The sequence below is a fragment of the Acidisoma sibiricum genome, from assembly GCF_057837225.1.
In genome coordinates this window covers 3,183,083-3,200,556 of sequence record NZ_CM174445.1, presented here as the reverse complement: position 1 = coordinate 3,200,556, position 17,474 = coordinate 3,183,083, and the positions used below count along the sequence as shown (strand labels likewise).

The window sequence follows — 17,474 nt, the reverse complement described above, 5'->3', positions numbered from 1 at the left end:
CATGTCCTTGTTTCTGTCCGTGCTGCGCGCGCCGCTGCTGATCTTGGCACTGGCAGCGTTGCTGACCCGGGCACCGATGTTCGGCAATCCCGTCATCTATACGGATGAGGAATTCTATCTTCTCGTCGGGTCGCGCATCCTGCATGGCGCAATGCCCTATATCGACATCTGGGACCGCAAGCCTGCCGGCCTCTTTCTGCTCTATGCCGCGATGCGCGCTCTGGGTGGCAACGGGGTGCTGGCCTATCAGCTTGTCGGCACGCTCTTCGTGGTTCTGACGGCTGAACTGATCCGGCGCATCGGCACGGAATTCAGCACGCGTTTTGGCGCCCTCTGCGCCGGGCTCGCCTATATCCTGTGGCTCAATCTCGGCCATGCCGGGGCCGGCCAGTCGCCCATCTTCTATAATCTGCCGGTTTGTGCTGCAGGTTTGCTGACCCTGCGCGCCGTGCTCGGGCGGATGGCCCCCTTTCGGGGCCTGATGGCCGCCGGGTCCGCCGCCATGCTGCTGATGGGCGTCGCCTTGCAGATCAAATACAGCGCGGTGTTCGAGGGGGTTTTCTTCGGCCTCACCTTCCTGCTTCTGGCCTATCGCGCCAAGGGCGCGGGGTCAGCCCTTATCTCCGGCGCGATCTGGATTGGTCTGGCGCTCGCGCCGACGCTTCTGGTGGCGGCTTTTTATCGGGTCACCGGCCACTGGACAGCGTTCTTCTTCGCCAATTTCGTGTCGATCTTTGCGCGTGCGCCGACGCCCGATAGCGTCCTGGTTCTGCGCTTGGTCCTGATCCTGGCGGTGCTCGCACCATTGCTGGCTTGTGCCGTCATCGGCCGGGGCGAGCAGGGGGCGCAGGCGCGCGCCGCCCATCGCTTTGTGTTGTCCTGGCTGGTGGCGGCAATGCTGGGGCTGCTGCTGTTCGGCACCTACCTGCACCACTACCTATTGCCGGTGCTGGTGCCTCTGGCGGCTGCGGCTGCCGCGGGCTTTGGTTCGCGAAACCTCCGCGCGCCGGCGCTCGCCGTGCTGGCGGTGGCCTTCATCGTGAGCGAGACCATGATGCTGACCAGCCTTCGCCATCACGGCACGCGCCGGCAGTTTGACGCGATTGCCGCCGACATCGATCCCGCCGGGTGCCTTTATGTCTATAGCGGCGAGCCCGCCTTCTACGGCGCGACCAGCGCCTGCATTCCCACCCGGTTCGCCTTCCCCAGCCACCTCGCCCGGCTGGAAGAGGCGCACGCGCTGGGCACTGACCTGCTGGGCGAGGTCGCCCGCATCATGGCGAGCGCGCCGACCACCGTCATCATCGCCCCGCCCTATGGGGATGAGAATTGGGCAGCGCGCCAAATCGTCCTGAACGGTGTCGCCCGGGACTACCGGCTGGCACTCCGGCAAAAGCTCGGCCGGGATGAGGTCGAGGTGTTCCGGCGTAACACCCCGTAGCGGCGTCAGGCCGGCTGGCGCTTCAACCGGTCAAGAAATTCCTTGCGCATTTTTGAGACTTTCGGCGCGATGATCACCCGGCAGTAGCCGGCATTCGGGTTCCGGGCGAAATAATCATCATGATAGGCCTCGGCCGGATAGAAGATGTCCAGCGGCTCGATCGTGGTAACCGCATTGGCGCCCCAGGCGCCGCGGGCGTCGATTTCGGCAATGATATCGCGCGCGGTCTGCGCTTCCTCTGCCGTCGTCGGCATGATCGTGGAGCGGTACTGCGTGCCCACGTCATTGCCCTGGCGATTGAGCGTGGTCGGGTCATGCGTCGCGAAGAAGACGCGCAGCAGATCGGCATAGGACAGGACAGCCGGATCGTAGGTGATCTGGATGACCTCGGCGTGTCCCGTGCGGCCGGTACAGACCGCTTCATAGGTCGGGTTGGGGATATGGCCGCCCGCATAGCCGGATTTGACGGAGGTGACGCCGGCTAGCTCCTGAAACACCGCCTCGGTGCACCAAAAGCATCCGCCGCCGACGGTGGCCGTTGCGGTTGTCATGTTTGTCTCCCATTTTGACCAATTGTGCGGATCAGCATATCGGCATTCCGACACGACCGTAAAAGATGTCGTCCAGCAAGGGAACGCGAGTACATGGTTATGGCAGACGGCACGGCAACGCCGGGCGGCATCGTCACCATCGGTGAGATTCTGGTCGAGATCATGGCGACCGAGCCCGGGCACGGCTTTCGGGAGCCGATCAGCCTCGTCGGGCCTTTTCCCAGCGGCGCCACTGCCATTTTCATCGACCAGGTCGGCAAGCTCGGCTTTCCCTGCGGTATTATCAGCGCGGTGGGAGAGGATGACTTCGCGCTCGTCAATGTCGAGCGCCTGGCGGCCGACGGCGTCGATGTCAGCGCCATCGCGGTCGATCCCTCCTATGCCACCGGCAGCGCCTTCGTGCGCTACCGCCCGGACGGTGACCGTGACTTCGTCTATAACATCCGTCACAGCGCCTCGGGCCAGACCCAGTTGACGGAAGCCGCGCTGACCTTGCTGGGCCGCAGCCGTCATCTGCATATCATGGGCTCGTCGCTGGCGTCTCCCCGCATTATCGTGGAGACCAAGACCGCCATCGCCATGATCAAGGCGCAGGGCGGCACTATCTCCTTCGATCCCAATATCCGTAAGGAAATGCTGAACGCGCCCGGCATGCGGGAGGCGCTGACCCATATGCTGTCGGTCTGCGACATCTTCATGCCGAGCGGCGCTGAACTCAGCCTGCTCACCGACAGCAAGACCGAGGGCGGCGCTATCGCCGAGCTTCTGGGCCTGGGCATCTCAGCCATCGTCGTGAAAAACGGTGCCGAGGGTGCGACCTATCACGATGCCCATGAACATCGTCGCCAGCCGGCTTTCGCGGTCAGCGAGATCGATCCGACCGGGGCAGGGGACTGTTTCGGCGCGACCTTCATCACCTGCCGTCTGCAGGGGCGCAGCGTCTCGGAATGCCTGCGCTATGCCGCGGCCTCCGGCGCCCTGGCGGTAACCCGCCGGGGGCCGATGGAGGGCACCGCGACCTTCGCCGAGCTTGATGCCTTTATCCTGTCGCAGCGGCGCGGCCTGGTGCCGGGCGCCCCGGCGCCGGCGCCATCGGGGGCGGATATCCTGGCGGAACTGGCGCCCGCCCGCGCCTCGGGCCGGCCGTTCGGCATCACCTCGGTTTGCTCGGCCAATCCCTTCGTCATTGAAGCCGCGCTGCTTCAGGCGAAGGAGGACGGCAGGCCGGCGCTGATCGAGGCGACCTGCAATCAGGTCAACCAGCACGGCGGCTATACCGGCATGACGCCGGCTGATTTTCGCGATTTCGTCTACCGCATCGCGCAGGATGTCGGCTTTCCGCAGGCGCGAATCATCCTGGGCGGTGACCATCTCGGTCCCAACCCTTGGAAGAACCTGCCCGCGGATGAGGCCCTGGCTGAGGCCGAGATCATGGTTGAGGACTTCATCCGCGCCGGCTTCCTGAAAATCCATCTTGATTGCAGCATGGGCTGCGCGGGCGAGCCGATCGCCTTGGCAGACGCCACCGTCGCGGCCCGTGCCGCGCGTCTGGCGACCGTCGCCGAGCGCGTCGCGGCCCAGGTCGGCACCAAACCCTATTATATCATCGGCACGGAAGTGCCGACGCCGGGTGGCGCCCTGGAAGCGATCCCCGAAACCGAAGTGACGGACCCGGAAGCGCCGCTCGCGACCTATGCCGTCCATCGCCAGGTCTTCACAGAACAGGGTCTGGGGCGAATGCTGAACCGGGTCGTGGCCCTCGTCGTGCAGCCCGGCGTCGAGCACGGCAATGAAAGCGTCACCCGCTATTCATCGGCCGCGGCGGCGGAGCTGACCGGGGCGCTCGCGCATCTGCCGGGGCTGATTTTTGAGGCGCATGCCACCGACTACCAGACGGCGGATGCGCTTTCCAACCTCGTGCGCGACGGATTTCCGATCCTGAAAGTGGGTCCGTCACTCACCTTCGCGCTGCGCGAGGCGCTGTATGGGCTGGATGACATCGCCGCCGTGATCGCGCCGGAGATCGACCCTGAAGTCGAATCCCTGGCAGGCGTGATGGAGCATCTGATGCTGCTCAAGCCCGAATACTGGCGCGCGCATTATCACGGCAATCCGGCCGAGCTGCGCATCCTGCGGCATTACAGCTACAGCGACCGCATTCGCTACTACTGGCCGGAGCCCGAGGCGGTCGCGGCGGTGGACCGGCTGTTTCGGCGTCTGGACGGCGTCACCATCCCCGAGCCGCTGATCAGCCAGTATCTGCCGCGCTTTTACGATCGCGTCGCGGCCGGCACGCTGCCTGCCACCGCGCGCGGCCTCGCCGTGGAAGCGGTGAGGGATGTGCTGCGGATCTATGCGGCAGCTTGCCGGCCAGCCGGCTGACGCGGGCCGCCGGGTCTTGTCGCGCGACCAAATAAAGCCTTGACCGCGGCGGCATCGTCACTGCGATGTCATCCGGTCAGGATAGCTGCGCTGCAACATAAAGACTTGGCCGCCAGGGCCGCGCAGTTTTATGTCCAACCGAGCGGAAGTGAGAGGGCGAGTTACGGATGTCGGCGTTCAATACGGAAACAGTGACGAATGTCCATCATTGGACCGATCGGTTGTTCAGTTTCCAAACCACCCGCGATCCGGCCTTCCGCTTTCTGAATGGCCAGTTCACCATGATCGGGCTGGAAGTGAACGGGAAGCCGCTCATGCGGGCCTATAGCCTGGCCAGCGCCAATTATGAGGAGGGGCTGGAATTCCTCTCCATCAAAGTGCCGGACGGCCCGCTCACCTCTCGCCTGCAGCATCTGAAGGAAGGCGACACCATTCTGGTCGGCCGCAAGCCGGTCGGCACGCTGGTGTCTGACAGCCTGCTGCCCGGCAAGAACCTTTATCTGCTCGGCACGGGCACGGGCCTCGCCCCCTTCATGGCGATCATCAAAGACCCCGAGATCTACGAGAAGTTTGAGCATGTCGTGCTGGTTCATGGCGTCCGTCAGGTCGCCGAACTGGCCTATGCCGAGTTCATCGAAAGCCAGCTCCCGAATGACGAGCTGCTCGGCGACATCGTGCGCGGCAAGCTGCTCTATTACCCGACCGTGACGCGCGAGCCCTTCCGCAATCGTGGCCGCCTGACCGACCTCATCGGCAATGGCAGCATCGCGTCCGACCTCGGCCTGGCGCCGATCGCGACTTCGGATGACCGCTTCATGCTCTGTGGCAGCCCGGAAATGCTGGTCGATATGACGTCCTGGCTGCGGGACAACGGGTTTGAAGAAGGCAGTCACGCCAAGCCGGGCGAATTCGTCGTCGAAAAGGCTTTCGTCGAGAAATAGACATGGCTCTCAGCGCTCACCGTCCGGGCGCTCAGCCCGCCGCCGCCCCGGTCGGAAGCGTCTTTGAGAAGATCCAGCACGGCACGCGCGCCTTTGTACTGACGCAGATGGCGCTGGCGACCGCCGGCTTCTCCACTTTCGCTCTGCTTTATTCCATCCAGCCGCTGCTGCCGGTCTTCTCGCTCGTCTTCCGCCAAAGCGAGGCGGGCGCCAGCCTCGCCTTGTCGCTCACCAGCGGGCTGATGGCCTTCTGCATGCTGGTCGCCAGCAGCGTCTCCGAAAGCATCGGCCGCAAGCCGGTGATGGTCGCGTCCGTCGTCTCCTCCTCCGTCCTCATGATCGTCTCTGCCCTGGTGCCGCAATGGTGGCAGTTTCTGGCTGTACGCGCGGTCATGGGCGTAACCTTGAGCGGCCTGCCGGCGGTCGCCATGGCCTATGTCGCGGAGGAAATTCATCCGCGCTCCGCCGGCCTGTCGATCGGTCTCTATATCGGCGGCAATGCTTTCGGCGGCATGATCGGGCGGCTGGTCATCGGCGTGCTGGCCGGACATGTCGGCTGGCGGGAGTCCATTCTGATCATCGGCCTCGTCTCGCTGATCGGAAACCTCATCTTCTGGCGCATCCTGCCGCCGTCACGGTTTTTTCAGCCACGGCGGTTTTCCGTCACCGTGCTGGGGGCAGCCTTCGTCTCCCATCTGCGGGACGGCGCGATGCGCATGCTGTTTGCCGAGGGCTTCCTGCTCATGGGTGGCTTCGTCATCGTCTACAATTACCTCGGCTACCGGCTGCTGGCGCCGCCCTTCAACCTCAGCCAGGCGTCGGTCGGGCTGATTTTCTCCTGCTACCTGATCGGCATCTTCAGCTCCGCCTGGATGGGCAATCTCGGCAACCGCCTGGGCCGCCGCCGCGTGCTCTGGGTGGGCTTCGTGCTGATGCTGCTGGGAACAGTAATGACCGAGACGCACAGCGTTCTTCTCGTCATCCTGGGCGTCGCGCTGGTGACCTTCGGATTCTTCGGTGCCCATTCCATCGCCAGCGGCTGGGTCGGGCAGCGGGCCCGGCACGCAAAGGCACAGGCGTCATCGCTCTATCTGTTTTTCTACTATATGGGCGCCAGCGTCGTCGGCACGCTGGGCGGCGTCTTCATGCGCTATTTCGGCTGGCACGGCGTTGTCGCCTTGACCTGCGCGCTGGTCCTGCTCGGCCTGTTTCTGTCCTGGCGCCTCAGCCGCATTGAGCCGCTGCCGGCGGCCTGACGCGCCTGCTGCCTCAAATAGCCGGTTCGCGCGCGTCATAGGCGCGCTGCGCCTGCGCGACATCGCCAGCATGGGCCAATGTCCAGGCGTGCAGCGCCGCGAAGGGCGCCCGCAAGGTCTGTCCGAGCGGGGTGATGGCATATTCGACAGCAACCGGAGAGGTCGTGATCACCCGCCGGGTCGCAAGTCCATTCCGTTCCAGCCGCCGCAGCGCCTGGGTCAGCGCCTTATGCGTGATCCCGCCAAGCCGCCGCTGAATGGCATTGAAGCGCGTGGGCTCGGTGCAGAGCACCGTCAAAATCATGATCGACCATTTGTTCGCGATCTGGTCGAGGATGAGCTGAGCGGACTGGGCCTCCGGGAAGTCCTGGGCGATGTCGTCGAGCATGGCGGTTTCCTCAAGTATACCTAGGCGATCGTAAGTGCGTAATTGACCGCAGGTATCTATCCTATACCTGGATGGCTCCCTTTGAAGGAGTAATCCTGATGTCTCAGTTGAGTGGAAAGATCGCCGTCGTGACGGGCGGCAATAGTGGCATCGGCCTCGCCGTCGCCCGGCGCTTCCAAAGCGAGGGCGCCAAGGTCATCATCACCGGCCGCCGCCAGACGGCGCTGGACGCGGCAGTCGCCGACCTTGGCCCCGATGTCACCGCCGTGCAGGGCGATGTCACCAGCGCGGCGGATCTGGATCGGCTGGCCGAGACCATCCGCGACCTCTATGGCAGGCTTGATGTCCTCGTCGTCAATTCCGGCGTCGCGGAACCCGCCGCACTGGGCACAATAACAGCCGCGCATTTCGACAAGACCTTCGACATCAATGTGCGTGCGGCGTTGTTCACGGTGCAGACGCTGCTGCCGCTGATGGCCGACGGCGGTTCGATCGTCCTCGTCGGCTCCATTGCAGGCTTCATCGGCACGCCGAGCTACACGGCTTATGGTGCCAGCAAGGCCGCGATCCGGTCCTTCGCGCGCACCTGGGCCAAGGAACTGGCGCCACGCGGTATTCGCGTCAATACGCTGAGCCCGGGCCCGATCGACACGCCGATTTTCGACAACGCGCCGGACGAGTTGCGAGAGACCATCACGCAGATGATTCCGCTGGCCCGCTTCGGCCGGCCGGAGGAAGCGGCCGCGGCGGCGCTGTTCCTGGCATCATCGGAAAGCAGCTTCGTGACCGGGGCTGAGCTTTGCGTCGATGGCGGTATGGCTCAGGTCGTCTGACGCCCCCATCGCCCGTTGCGAAGCGCCCAGAACCGGTTCAGGCTTATCGCTGCAATCACAGAGGATGTGCCGGATGGCATTGGAGATGACGCGTGCCCTGATGACCGCGATGGGCGCCCCTCTGGAACTGGGCTGCGACGCCATCCCATCGCCTGGCCGGGGAGAGGTGCTGATCCGCGTCTCCGCCTGCGGCGTCTGCCATTCCGATCTGCATATCGTGGACGGCGACTGGGGCCAGCCGCCCAAGCTGCCGCTGATCCCCGGGCATGAGGTGGTCGGCGAAGTCATCGCCTACGGGCCTGAGACGGTCGGGCCCGCGCTGGGTGCGACCGTCGGCGTCGCCTGGAATGGCGGCGCCTGTGGCCATTGCCGGGCCTGCCTGGAAGGGGATGAGACCATTTGCCGCGAGGCGGAAGGTACCGGCTTCAGCCGTGACGGCGGCTATGCCGATTACATCGTCGCGCGTGCCGCTTTCGTGGTCGAACTGCCCAAGGATATCGACGCCGCGCGCTTTGCGCCCGTGCTCTGCGCCGGGGTCACGACCTATCGCGGCCTGAAGCGTGCCGGTCTGCGGCCGGGCGCCTATGTCGCGGTCATCGGCTGCGGCGGCCTCGGCCAGATGGCGGTGCAATATGCCCGCGCCATGGGCTACCGGCCGATTGCGGTCGATCTCGACGCCGGCAAGCTGGAACGCGCGACCCGCCTCGGGGCTGTGGCTACGGTGCGCGGCGATGTCGCCGATCTGCCGGCGGAACTCCGTGCCATTGCGGGTGAGGCCGGGCTCAGGGCCGCGATTGTCGTCGCTCCCGCGCCTCGCGCCTTCACCCAGGCGATCGCGGCGATCTCCCCCGGCGGTGCGGTCATCTTTATCGCGCTTCCCGCGAAGGACCGGGATCAACTCCCGGTCTCGATCTCCGATCTCGCCAATTTCGAGAAGCGGCTGATCGGCTCCAATGTCGGCACGCGGGCGGATCTGATGGAGGCGGTGGAACTCGCACTTGCCGCCGGCATCCTGGCCGATGTTGAGACCCTGCCGCTGGCAGAGGCCAATGCGGCGCTGGACCGTCTGCGCCGCGGCCAGGTGCCGGGCCGGCTGGTGCTGACGGCCTGATCGCAGGGCGTCAGGCGGGGCGGATCAGGATCGCGCGGAAATCGTTCACATTGGTCAGGGTCGGACCGGTGATGACCTGAGCGCCGAGCGCTTCAAAGAACCCGTGCCCGTCATTATCATCCAGCGCCGCCTGACCAGAGAGGCCGCGCGCGGCGGCCTCGGCCAGAGTGCCGGGGCCGATCACCGCGCCGGCCACCTCCTCGGCGCCATCGACGCCATCGGTATCGCCGGCAATGGCGGAAATGCCGGCCGCGCCCTTCAGCGCGACCGCGAGGGCAAGCAGGAATTCGACATTGCGCCCGCCGCGGCCCGATCCGCGCACCGTCACCGTCGTCTCGCCGCCTGACAGCAGCACGCAGGGGGCCTGGGCCGGCTGGCCATGCCGCGCCACCTGCAGCGCGATCCCGGCCATGACGCGGCCGACCTCACGCGCTTCGCCTTCGATGGCGTCGCCCAGGATGACGGGCGCAATCCCGGCCGCTTCCGCCACGCGAGCGGCTGCCTCCAATGCGGCCTGGGGCGTCGCGATCATCCGGGTCTCGGCCTGCGCGAAAGCAGGATCTCCCAGTTTGGGCGATTCGCAGCGCGGATCGGCAAGCACGGCCGTGACCGCGGGCGGCACGTCTATGCCGTAGCGGGCCAGCACCGCGCGCGCCTCGGCCTGGGTGGTGGCGTCCGCAACCGTGGGACCCGAGGCGATGACGGAAGGGTCATCGCCCGGCACATCGGAAATCACCAGCGTCACCAGGCGGGCAGGGGCGGCGGCCTGGGCCAGCCTTCCGCCTTTCACCGCCGAGAGATGCTTGCGCACGCAATTCATCTCCTCGATCGCGGCGCCTGAGCGCAGCAGCGCGCGGTTGATCGCCTGCTTATCGGCCAAGGTCACGCCCGGAAGGGGGGCTGCCAGAAGGGCGGACCCGCCGCCGGAGATCAGGCACAGAACGAGATTCTCTGGCGTCAGGCCGGCGACGAGGTCCAGAATGCGCTGGGCCGCTGCCGCGCCCGCGGCATCGGGCACCGGGTGGCTCGCCTCCACCACATCGATTCGCGCCAATGTCCCCACACCGTGACCGTAGCGCGTAACCACCAGACCGCTCAGCGGCCGGTCCTGCGGCCAGGCCTGTTCCACCGCGCGCGCCATGCTGGCGGCGGCCTTGCCGGCGCCGACGACGATGGTACGGCCCGGCGGCGGCGGCGGCAGATGCCGGGGCAGCGTGTGATCGGGTGAGGCCGAGTCGACGGCCGCCTGAAACATCTGCCGCAGTAGCGTCTCATCCTCAGTCACGGCATGTCCCTCAGCCCAGGCAAGCGTGTCCCCAGCTTGCACCGGTTCACGCGTGAGGAAAAGCAGCCGGGCGTCATGGGGTAAAATGTGACATTGCTCTCATAACTCTGTGACGACTGCGCCAAACCCTGTTGTCTTCGCGGCGTGGTATGATAAGGATATCTCAAGATACGGCCGATGCTGATAACGGCCGCGCGGAACCCTTCAGCGGTTCGGAGGAGGAAATGATGACAGCCACAGGCTTCAGCCTTGGCCCCATGGAGCTTTGCGCGTGAGCGCGGCAGTGGCCGTGGACATGCCGCAGGCAGCGGGCGATGTGGTCGTTGATTGCAGCAGCCTCACCAAATCCTATGAGGGCGTGCCTGTTCTGCGCGACATCTCGGCGCGTTTCCTGGCCGGCACCGTCAACGTGCTGGCCGGTGAAAACGGCGCTGGAAAATCCACCCTCTTCAAGATCATCTCCGGCCAGGTCCAGCCTGACAGCGGCCATCTGAAACTGTTCGGCGAGCCGGTGCGGCGCTTCGATGCGCGTCATGCGCAATCGCTGGGCGTGTCCATCATTCCCCAGGAACTCGCCCCCATCCCGGATATGAAGGTGTGGCAGAACCTGATGATCGGCCGCGAGAAAAGCGGCTTCGGCCTGCTCCGGCGGCGGCAGATGATCGAGGAAGCGGCGGCCATGATGGAAGGCGTCGGCCTGTCCGTCGATCCGACGCTGACCATGAAAGGTCTCAACGTCGCCACCACGCAGATGATCGAAATCCTGAAAGCGACCTCGCGTCAGGCCCGCATCATCCTGATGGATGAGCCGACATCCTCCCTCAGTGGGCAGGAGGTCGAGCAGCTGTTCCGGGTCATCCGCCGCCTGCGCGCGGATGGCGTCTGCATCCTTTATACCAGCCACCGCATGGAAGAGATCGAGGCGATTTCAGACACCGTCGCCATCATGCGGGACGGCGCCATCATTCGTCATGCGCCCACATCCTCGCTCACCGAGCGCGAGATCATCGCCGATATGGTGGGGCGTGAGATCACCGAGCTTTTCCCGGACCGGCAGATCATGGAGAGTGAGACGCCGGTGCTGGAAGTCCGCGATCTGGCGGTCAGCGGCTACAAATCATCGGTCTCCTTCACGGTGAAGGCCGGTGAGATCGTGGGGCTCGGCGGCCTGGTCGGCGCCGGACGGTCTGAGATGCTGGAAGCGATCTACGGCATGCGCAAGGCGACCGGTTCGCTGCGCCTGGATGGCCGCGATCTTCCGCTCGGGCATTTGCAGCAATCGATCAGCCGCGGCATCGCGATGGTGCCGGAAGATCGCAAACTGTCCGGCGTGCTCACCTCGCTTTCGATTCTCGACAATATCACGCTGCCGCATCTGAATGCCTTCGTGACGCCCGGCGGCCTGCTGGAAAACGGCAAGCGCCGCAGCCAGGCGCTGGAGGTGCTCAAGCGCACCAAGGTTGCCTATGCGACGCTCGGCCAGAAAGTCGGCCATCTCTCGGGCGGCAATCAGCAGAAGGTCGCCATCGCCCGCTGGCTTGTCACCGGCACGCCGCGCCTGCTCATTCTGGATGAACCGACGCGCGGCATTGATGTCGGCGCGCGCAGCGAGCTGTATCGCCTCATCAATGATCTCGCGGCGCAGGGTGTCGCGGTGCTGCTGGCATCCTCCGACATGCCGGAACTTATCAATCTCAGCCACCGCGTGCTCGTCATCCGGGACGGGGCGATCATGGGCGAGCTGAAGAAGAACGAGCTGGAGCAGGAAGCGATCCTGCGTCTGGCGATGGGAAGGTCGTCCAATGGCAAGCAATAGCGTCTCACCCGTGGTTGCCAACGCAGCGGCACCGAAGGGTCTTCCGTCCCCGCAGAAGGTCGGCCGTTTCGCGCTGCGCTATGCGCTGGTGATCATCCTGGCGGTGTTCCTGGTGACACTGGCCATTTCCAATCAAAGCTTCCTCACCTTCTCCAATATGAACGTCATCCTGATCCAGGTCGCGGCGAATGCCCTCCTCGCGACAGGAGCCACCTTCGTCATCCTGACAGGCGGTATTGATCTGTCGGTCGGCAGCATCGTGGGCCTGTCGGGCGTTGTGGCGGCGCTTTTCGCACAGGATGACGGCGCCCTGACCTGCACCGAAGCGGTGGCACTGGGCGTGCTGGCCGGCACCGCGATCGGCGCCTTCAACGGATTGCTGGTGGCTTTCGCCCGCGTGCCGCCTTTTGTGGCCACACTGGGCAATATGACGGTTGCCTCGGGCCTGGCCTTCGTCGCCAGTGACGGTCAGCCGATTTCGGGTCTCTCGGATCAGTTCCTCGCACTCAGCGGCAAGATCTTCGGACTGTCCATTCCGGTCGCGGTGATGATCGTGGTTGTGGTCGTCGCCTGGATCATCCTCGCCCGCACCAAATTCGGCATGCATATCTATGCAGTCGGCGGCAATCCGCAGGCCGCGCGCGTCGCAGGTGTCAGCCTCCGCAGCAATCGCTTCGCGGTCTATACCATCTCGGGCTTTCTGGCCGGCATCGCGGGCGTCATTCTGGCGGCGCGGGCCACCGCGGGCATCGCCACCAACGGCACCGGGTATGAGCTGAATGCGATCGCGGCGGCGGTCATCGGCGGCATCAGCCTGGCCGGCGGCCGCGGCTCCATCATCGGCACCGTCTTCGGCTTCCTCATCATCGGGGTGCTCGATAACGGGCTGAACATCATCAACGTTTCACCCTTCTACCAGCTCATCGTCAAAGGCCTGATCATCATCGGCGCCGTCTTCGTCGACAGCGTGATGAACCGCGGCGACGACTGAGCCTGAAGGGGACGTGCCTTGGCTGCTCCGCCGCCAGAAGGTGGCGGAGATCGAACAAAAAACGACCAGATAAAAGGGATAGAGAAATGTCGTCCAAGTTCCTCACGAGTCTTCTGGCGGGTGCCGCCCTTTCGGCCGGCATGGCCGGGGCCGTCCCGGCCTTCGCCGATAGCGCCCATCCCGTCATCGGCTTCACCGTCTATGACATGTCCTCCTTCATTTCGCTCGCCAAGCGCGGCGTGGAGAAGGTGGCCGAGGCCAATCATGCCACCCTGCTGTGGAACAGCGCGGGCATGGACGTGAACGCCCAGATTTCGCAGTTCCAGCAGTTCATCAACCGCAAGGTTGATGCGATTGTCGTGGCGCCGGTCAACTCGGCTACGCTGACGCCGCAGATCAAGGCCGCGAAGGAAGCCGGCATTGCGGTCATCGTCACCAATCTGACGGCCAGCCCCGATGCGACGCCCTATATCACTTCCTATGTCGGCCCTGATGACGTGCAGGCCGGCGCCAATGAGGCGAAGCACATGGTCGCCGCCCTCGGCGGCAAGGGCAATGTCGTGGTCCTGCAGGGCCCGCTCGGCCAGTCCGGTGAAATCGACCGCACCAAGGGCATCAAGCAGGTTCTGGCGCAGAATCCCGGCGTGACGGTGCTGGCCATCCAGCCCGGCAACTGGGCGCGCAACCAGGCGTACAGCGTGACGCAGGATTGGCTGTCGCGCTACGGCAGCAAGATCGACGGCATCATCGCCGAGAATGACGACATGGCGATCGGCGCCATTCAGGCGTTGAAGGAAAAGGGTCTGGCAGGGAAGATCCCGGTCACCGGCACCGACGGCATCAAGGACGGCATGCGCGCCGTGCGCGATGGCACCGAGCTCGAAAGCAACCTGCAGGATGGTCCGCTGGAACTCGGCATGGCTGAGCAGGTCGCCATCAACCATGTCCAGGGCAAGCAGGTCCCGGCCACCGCCATGTTCATCATGCCGGAACTGACCAAAAGCAATATCGACCATTACTACACGCAGATGTACGGCGATTTTAGCGGCTTCCTGAACACGCTGCCGGCGCTGATCAACGCCAACCTCGCGTCGGGCGACTACGGCCACCAGTAACCCCCAGAGCCGACTGTAGGCTGTGATCCGGTCGCCCTTGGCCGGATCACACTTCCCCCGTTATGGAGCCTGAGCCCCATGGGAGATGACAGTCAGAAATTGCGCGGCGTCGATGGAAGGCGCCAGCGCATTCTGGACTATCTGCTGAAGGAAACCGCAGCCCAGGTGGATGAGCTGGCGGCGCGTTTCGGCGTCAGCCGCATGACGGTGCATCGCGATCTCGACGCCTTGTCCGAGCAGGGCTTCGTCCGCAAGGTCCATGGCGGCGCGCGGGTGCAATCCTTCACGCTGGTGGAAACTGAATTCGCGCAGCGCGGCACGATTGCGACCGCTGAGAAACGGGCCATTGCGCGCCTCGCGGCCGAGCTGGTGCAGCCAGGCCAGATCGTGGTCATCGACGATTCCAGCACCTCCACCTTCCTCGCCGAACAGCTGGCACCCATCTCGCCGCTGACCGTCATCACCAACGGGCTCGGTCCATTGGAGCGGCTGCGCGGCGATCCCGGCAAGACCGTGATCTGCCTCGGCGGCACCTACTATCAGCATTACCACGGCTTCTTCGGCCTGGTCTGCGAGCAGGCCATTCGCGGCCTGCGGGCCAATACCGCCTTCATCTCCGCCCAAAGCGTCTGGGACAATACGATCTATCACTCGGAAGAAGAGGTCGTGAAAATCAAACAGGCGCTGGCCTCGGTCGCGGCCCAGCGCGTGCTCCTCGCCAATAGCCAGAAATTCGGCGCGACCGCGCTGCACCGTGTCGGGGATGTTACGGATTTCGATGTGATCATCTCCGATCGCGGACTTTCCACGCCGGATCTGGATAAGCTGCGGGAGACAAAGGTGCAGATCAAGCTCGCCGATCCGCAGACATTCTCGTGACCGCAAAAACCATCCCTCACCAGGATTAGAACCATGACAGCAACAAGCCTCGCCAAGACCTATGATCTCTCCGGTCAGGTCGCGATCGTCACCGGCGGCGCGCAAGGCATCGGCCTCGCGATTTCGACCCTGCTGGCCGAGCAGGGTGCGCGCGTCGTCATCATCGACCAGAATCCCCAGGTCTCTGACCTTGCAGAGGGTCTGGGCAATGGTAGCTACGGCCTCGCCGTCGATGTGCGGGATGATGCCGCCGTCCATGCCGCGGTCGATGAGATTGCCGGCGAAAATGGCCGCATCGACATCCTGGTCAATAATGTCGGTATCGCGCCGATCGCGCGGGCGACCGATCTCACGATCGGCCAGTGGGACGCGACCTTCGCCATCAATCTGCGCGCCGCCTTCCTGTTTTCCCAGGCGGCGGGGAAGCACATGATCAGCCGCAATTACGGCCGCGTCATCAGTCTGGCCTCGCAGGCGGCGCTCGTGGCACTCGAAGGCCATATCGCCTATACGGCCAGCAAGGCGGGCATCATCGCCATGTCGAAAGTGCTGGCGCTGGAATGGGGTCCGCACGGCGTCACCGCCAATACGATTTCACCGACCGTCGTCAATACGGCCATGGGCCGGGAAGTCTGGGCGGGCGAAAAGGGCATTGCCTTCCGCGCCAAAATCCCGGTCGGCCGCTTTGGTGAGGTGGAGGAGATCGCCCATGCTGTGCTCTATCTGGCGAGCGGCGCTGCCGGGCTGATCAATGGCGAGAACCTCGTCATCGACGGCGGCTACACCATCGTCTGAGGTCTACGCCGGCGGCCTGCCGCCGCGCTGGCATTTGCTGCGTCATCCCCGCGCTTGTCGCGGGGATCTTCTTGTCTGAGGCGCCAATAGGCAGACCCGTGTGACGAGCACGCGGATGACGAGGTTAGTCCATCGCCACATGGGCCTCGCCCGGATCGGCGGGCTTGGGCGGCACTTTGGGCTTGCGCATGAGAAACAGCAGGAAAAGGCAGGGGATCGAGCTGATCATCAGCGCCTTGAAGGCGTCGCCATAGCCAATGATGCTCGCTTGCCGCTGAATGATCTGGTCCATCTGCTGGGCGCCCAGAGCCGTTCTCGGGTCCAGCATGCGCATCGCGTTGCCCGTGAATGGGTGCGCGAAGGGGGTCACAAACCAGCTCAAAACCGCATGCTCGTATTGCGACATCTGCGTCACGATGGCGGAACTGACAGAAGTGCCGATCGCCATGCCAACGTTACGCGTCAGGCTCATGGCGGCGGCACCATCACCCCGCAGGGCGGGGTTCAGCGTCGCGAAGGCAATCAGCTGCAAGGGCATGAAGACAGCGCCGATACCCGCACCCTGCACGACGATGACGGTAATGATCCAACTGCTGGATACATCCGGCGTCCATAGCGTCATCCAGTAGAGCGACAGCAGCAGAAGCACGATGCCGACCAGCATCTGCAGGCGCACGTCGAGTTTTGTGCCCACGCGCCCGCAGATCATCATCGCGGCCATGGTGCCGAAGCCGCGGGGCGCCATCTCCAGACCGGCCGAACGCACGGAATAGCCCGAGAGTTTCTGCAGATAGGGCGCGAGCAAGGCAGAACTCGACAGCAGCACCAGTCCCACCAGGAACATCATCAGGATCGCGCTCAGCATGTTGCGGTCCGTAAAGATGCCTTTGGGCAGCAGGGGCTTGTCGGATGTCAGCATATGTACGGTGAACAGATAGAAGCCCAGCGCCGCGATCACCGTCTCGGCGATCACCTCGTTCGATCCGAACCAGTCCTTGGTCTCGCCGCGGTCGAGGGCAAGCTGCAGTCCGGCCAGTGCGATGCCCAGAATGGCAAATCCCGTCCAGTCGAAGCGCGGTACGGGACGTTCGTCATCCTTGGCCATGAAGATGAACACGCCGATCGTCGCCAGAATGCCGAAAGGCAGGTTGACGAAGAACACGTAGCGCCAGTTGTAAAGATCGGTCAGATAGCCGCCCAGCGTCGGGCCCAGAATGGGGCCCAGCATCACGCCCATGCCCCAGATCGACATGGCACCGCCGCGCTTCTCGATTGGGTAGATGTTGAGCAGCGTTGACTGCGAGAGCGGCACCAGGGCCGCGCCGAAGACGCCCTGCAGGAAGCGGAAGATCACCATCTCGCCGATGGACCCCGCGATACCGCAGAGCATGGAGGTGACGGTGAAGCCGACCAGGCTCACCAGCAGCACGTTCTTGGTGCCAAAACGCGCGCTCATCCAGCCGACGGGCGCCGTCATGATGGCGGCCGCGACGACATAGGAGGTCAGCACCCAGTTGATCTGGTCGGAATTGGCCGAAAGCGTGCCCTGCATATAGGGCAGGGCCACATTCGCGATGGTGCTGTCCAGCGCCTGCATCAAGGTCGCCAGCATGACGCAGATCGTGACGATGGTCCGCGTCAGCGGCGTGATGCGCTCATACAGTGGGATGGCGGCGGACGTCGCGGACAT

Annotated in this window: 15 protein-coding genes; 11 read left to right on the top strand and 4 right to left on the bottom strand. The window is 64.5% G+C overall.

Translation table 11 applies throughout. From position 1 onward, the window contains the following. The first annotated feature begins 1 nt into the window (after position 1). Positions 2–1,441: a hypothetical protein gene (locus AC3G7M_RS15245; protein ID WP_489212985.1), complete on the top strand. Its 1,440-nt coding sequence runs from the start codon at positions 2–4 to the stop codon at positions 1,439–1,441. 5 nt (positions 1,442–1,446) lie between these two features. On the opposite strand, the gene msrA is transcribed toward AC3G7M_RS15245, so the two are convergent. Beyond that, entirely contained in the window at positions 1,447–1,992 is a 546-nt protein-coding gene (gene msrA / locus AC3G7M_RS15240; RefSeq protein WP_489212984.1) for a peptide-methionine (S)-S-oxide reductase MsrA, read from the bottom strand. 93 nt (positions 1,993–2,085) lie between these two features. Here msrA and AC3G7M_RS15235 point away from each other — a divergent pair, with 93 nt between their 5' ends. From AC3G7M_RS15235 to AC3G7M_RS15225, 3 genes are all read left to right on the top strand, one after another. Then, positions 2,086–4,374, top strand: coding sequence for a D-tagatose-bisphosphate aldolase, class II, non-catalytic subunit (locus AC3G7M_RS15235; RefSeq protein ID WP_489212983.1), 2,289 nt, complete (start codon positions 2,086–2,088; stop codon positions 4,372–4,374). Between the two features lie 167 nt (positions 4,375–4,541). Next, positions 4,542–5,315 carry a ferredoxin--NADP reductase gene (locus AC3G7M_RS15230; protein WP_489212982.1) on the top strand — a complete coding sequence of 258 codons (774 nt, stop codon included), beginning with the start codon at positions 4,542–4,544 and terminating at the stop codon, positions 5,313–5,315. Between the two features lie 2 nt (positions 5,316–5,317). Then, positions 5,318–6,571: an MFS transporter gene (locus AC3G7M_RS15225; RefSeq protein WP_489212981.1), complete on the top strand. Its 1,254-nt coding sequence runs from the start codon at positions 5,318–5,320 to the stop codon at positions 6,569–6,571. A gap of 13 nt (positions 6,572–6,584) precedes the next feature. On the opposite strand, the gene AC3G7M_RS15220 is transcribed toward AC3G7M_RS15225, so the two are convergent. Then, a complete protein-coding gene (locus tag AC3G7M_RS15220; protein WP_489212980.1) occupies positions 6,585–6,959 on the bottom strand; it encodes a winged helix-turn-helix transcriptional regulator in 375 nt (124 codons plus the stop codon). 98 nt (positions 6,960–7,057) lie between these two features. On the opposite strand from AC3G7M_RS15220, the gene AC3G7M_RS15215 reads away from it, so the two are divergent. Beyond that, entirely contained in the window at positions 7,058–7,792 is a 735-nt protein-coding gene (locus tag AC3G7M_RS15215; RefSeq protein WP_489212979.1) for an SDR family NAD(P)-dependent oxidoreductase, read from the top strand. A 73-nt stretch (positions 7,793–7,865) separates the two neighbouring features. After that, entirely contained in the window at positions 7,866–8,903 is a 1,038-nt protein-coding gene (locus tag AC3G7M_RS15210) for an alcohol dehydrogenase catalytic domain-containing protein (RefSeq protein WP_489212978.1), read from the top strand. A gap of 10 nt (positions 8,904–8,913) precedes the next feature. Here AC3G7M_RS15210 and AC3G7M_RS15205 read toward each other — a convergent pair whose 3' ends face one another. Further along, complete coding sequence (locus AC3G7M_RS15205) at positions 8,914–10,158, bottom strand: glycerate kinase type-2 family protein (RefSeq protein WP_489216065.1); 1,245 nt, start codon at positions 10,156–10,158, stop codon at positions 8,914–8,916. A gap of 301 nt (positions 10,159–10,459) precedes the next feature. Between AC3G7M_RS15205 and AC3G7M_RS15200 the strand changes: the two genes are divergently transcribed. The 5 genes from AC3G7M_RS15200 to AC3G7M_RS15180 all read left to right on the top strand — a co-directional run bounded on the left by AC3G7M_RS15200 (position 10,460) and on the right by AC3G7M_RS15180 (position 15,784). Beyond that, complete coding sequence (locus tag AC3G7M_RS15200) at positions 10,460–12,004, top strand: sugar ABC transporter ATP-binding protein (RefSeq protein WP_489212977.1); 1,545 nt, start codon at positions 10,460–10,462, stop codon at positions 12,002–12,004. Then, on the top strand, positions 11,991–12,995 hold the full coding sequence (locus tag AC3G7M_RS15195) for an ABC transporter permease (RefSeq protein WP_489212976.1): 1,005 nt from the start codon (positions 11,991–11,993) through the stop codon (positions 12,993–12,995). Before AC3G7M_RS15200 ends, AC3G7M_RS15195 begins: the two co-directional genes overlap by 14 nt. 86 nt (positions 12,996–13,081) lie before the next feature. Further along, positions 13,082–14,110 (top strand): substrate-binding domain-containing protein, encoded by a 1,029-nt coding sequence (locus tag AC3G7M_RS15190; RefSeq protein ID WP_489212975.1) that lies wholly within the window; start codon positions 13,082–13,084, stop codon positions 14,108–14,110. Positions 14,111–14,188: 78 nt separating this feature from the next. After that, positions 14,189–14,989 (top strand): DeoR/GlpR family DNA-binding transcription regulator, encoded by an 801-nt coding sequence (locus AC3G7M_RS15185; RefSeq protein ID WP_489212974.1) that lies wholly within the window; start codon positions 14,189–14,191, stop codon positions 14,987–14,989. Between the two features lie 33 nt (positions 14,990–15,022). Continuing rightward, positions 15,023–15,784 (top strand): GolD/DthD family dehydrogenase, encoded by a 762-nt coding sequence (locus AC3G7M_RS15180; RefSeq protein ID WP_489212973.1) that lies wholly within the window; start codon positions 15,023–15,025, stop codon positions 15,782–15,784. 124 nt (positions 15,785–15,908) lie between these two features. Here the strand turns inward: AC3G7M_RS15180 and AC3G7M_RS15175 are convergent, their stop codons facing one another. Continuing rightward, on the bottom strand, positions 15,909–17,474 hold the full coding sequence (locus AC3G7M_RS15175) for a DHA2 family efflux MFS transporter permease subunit (protein ID WP_489212972.1): 1,566 nt from the start codon (positions 17,472–17,474) through the stop codon (positions 15,909–15,911).

Bases quoted from the DNA above. Each gene is read 5' to 3' on its own strand.
- AC3G7M_RS15190 (WP_489212975.1), top strand. From the start codon at position 13,082: ATGTCGTCCAAGTTCCTCACGAGTCTTCTGGCGGGTGCCGCCCTTTCG.
- AC3G7M_RS15185 (WP_489212974.1), top strand. From the start codon at position 14,189: ATGGGAGATGACAGTCAGAAATTGCGCGGCGTCGATGGAAGGCGCCAG.
- AC3G7M_RS15220 (WP_489212980.1), bottom strand. From the start codon at position 6,959: ATGCTCGACGACATCGCCCAGGACTTCCCGGAGGCCCAGTCCGCTCAG.
- AC3G7M_RS15215 (WP_489212979.1), top strand. From the start codon at position 7,058: ATGTCTCAGTTGAGTGGAAAGATCGCCGTCGTGACGGGCGGCAATAGT.
- AC3G7M_RS15180 (WP_489212973.1), top strand. From the start codon at position 15,023: ATGACAGCAACAAGCCTCGCCAAGACCTATGATCTCTCCGGTCAGGTC.
- AC3G7M_RS15230 (WP_489212982.1), top strand. From the start codon at position 4,542: ATGTCGGCGTTCAATACGGAAACAGTGACGAATGTCCATCATTGGACC.
- AC3G7M_RS15175 (WP_489212972.1), bottom strand. From the start codon at position 17,474: ATGTCCGCGACGTCCGCCGCCATCCCACTGTATGAGCGCATCACGCCG.
- AC3G7M_RS15210 (WP_489212978.1), top strand. From the start codon at position 7,866: ATGGCATTGGAGATGACGCGTGCCCTGATGACCGCGATGGGCGCCCCT.
- AC3G7M_RS15205 (WP_489216065.1), bottom strand. From the start codon at position 10,158: ATGTTTCAGGCGGCCGTCGACTCGGCCTCACCCGATCACACGCTGCCC.
- msrA (WP_489212984.1), bottom strand. From the start codon at position 1,992: ATGACAACCGCAACGGCCACCGTCGGCGGCGGATGCTTTTGGTGCACC.
- AC3G7M_RS15225 (WP_489212981.1), top strand. From the start codon at position 5,318: ATGGCTCTCAGCGCTCACCGTCCGGGCGCTCAGCCCGCCGCCGCCCCG.
- AC3G7M_RS15195 (WP_489212976.1), top strand. From the start codon at position 11,991: ATGGCAAGCAATAGCGTCTCACCCGTGGTTGCCAACGCAGCGGCACCG.
- AC3G7M_RS15245 (WP_489212985.1), top strand. From the start codon at position 2: ATGTCCTTGTTTCTGTCCGTGCTGCGCGCGCCGCTGCTGATCTTGGCA.
- AC3G7M_RS15235 (WP_489212983.1), top strand. From the start codon at position 2,086: ATGGTTATGGCAGACGGCACGGCAACGCCGGGCGGCATCGTCACCATC.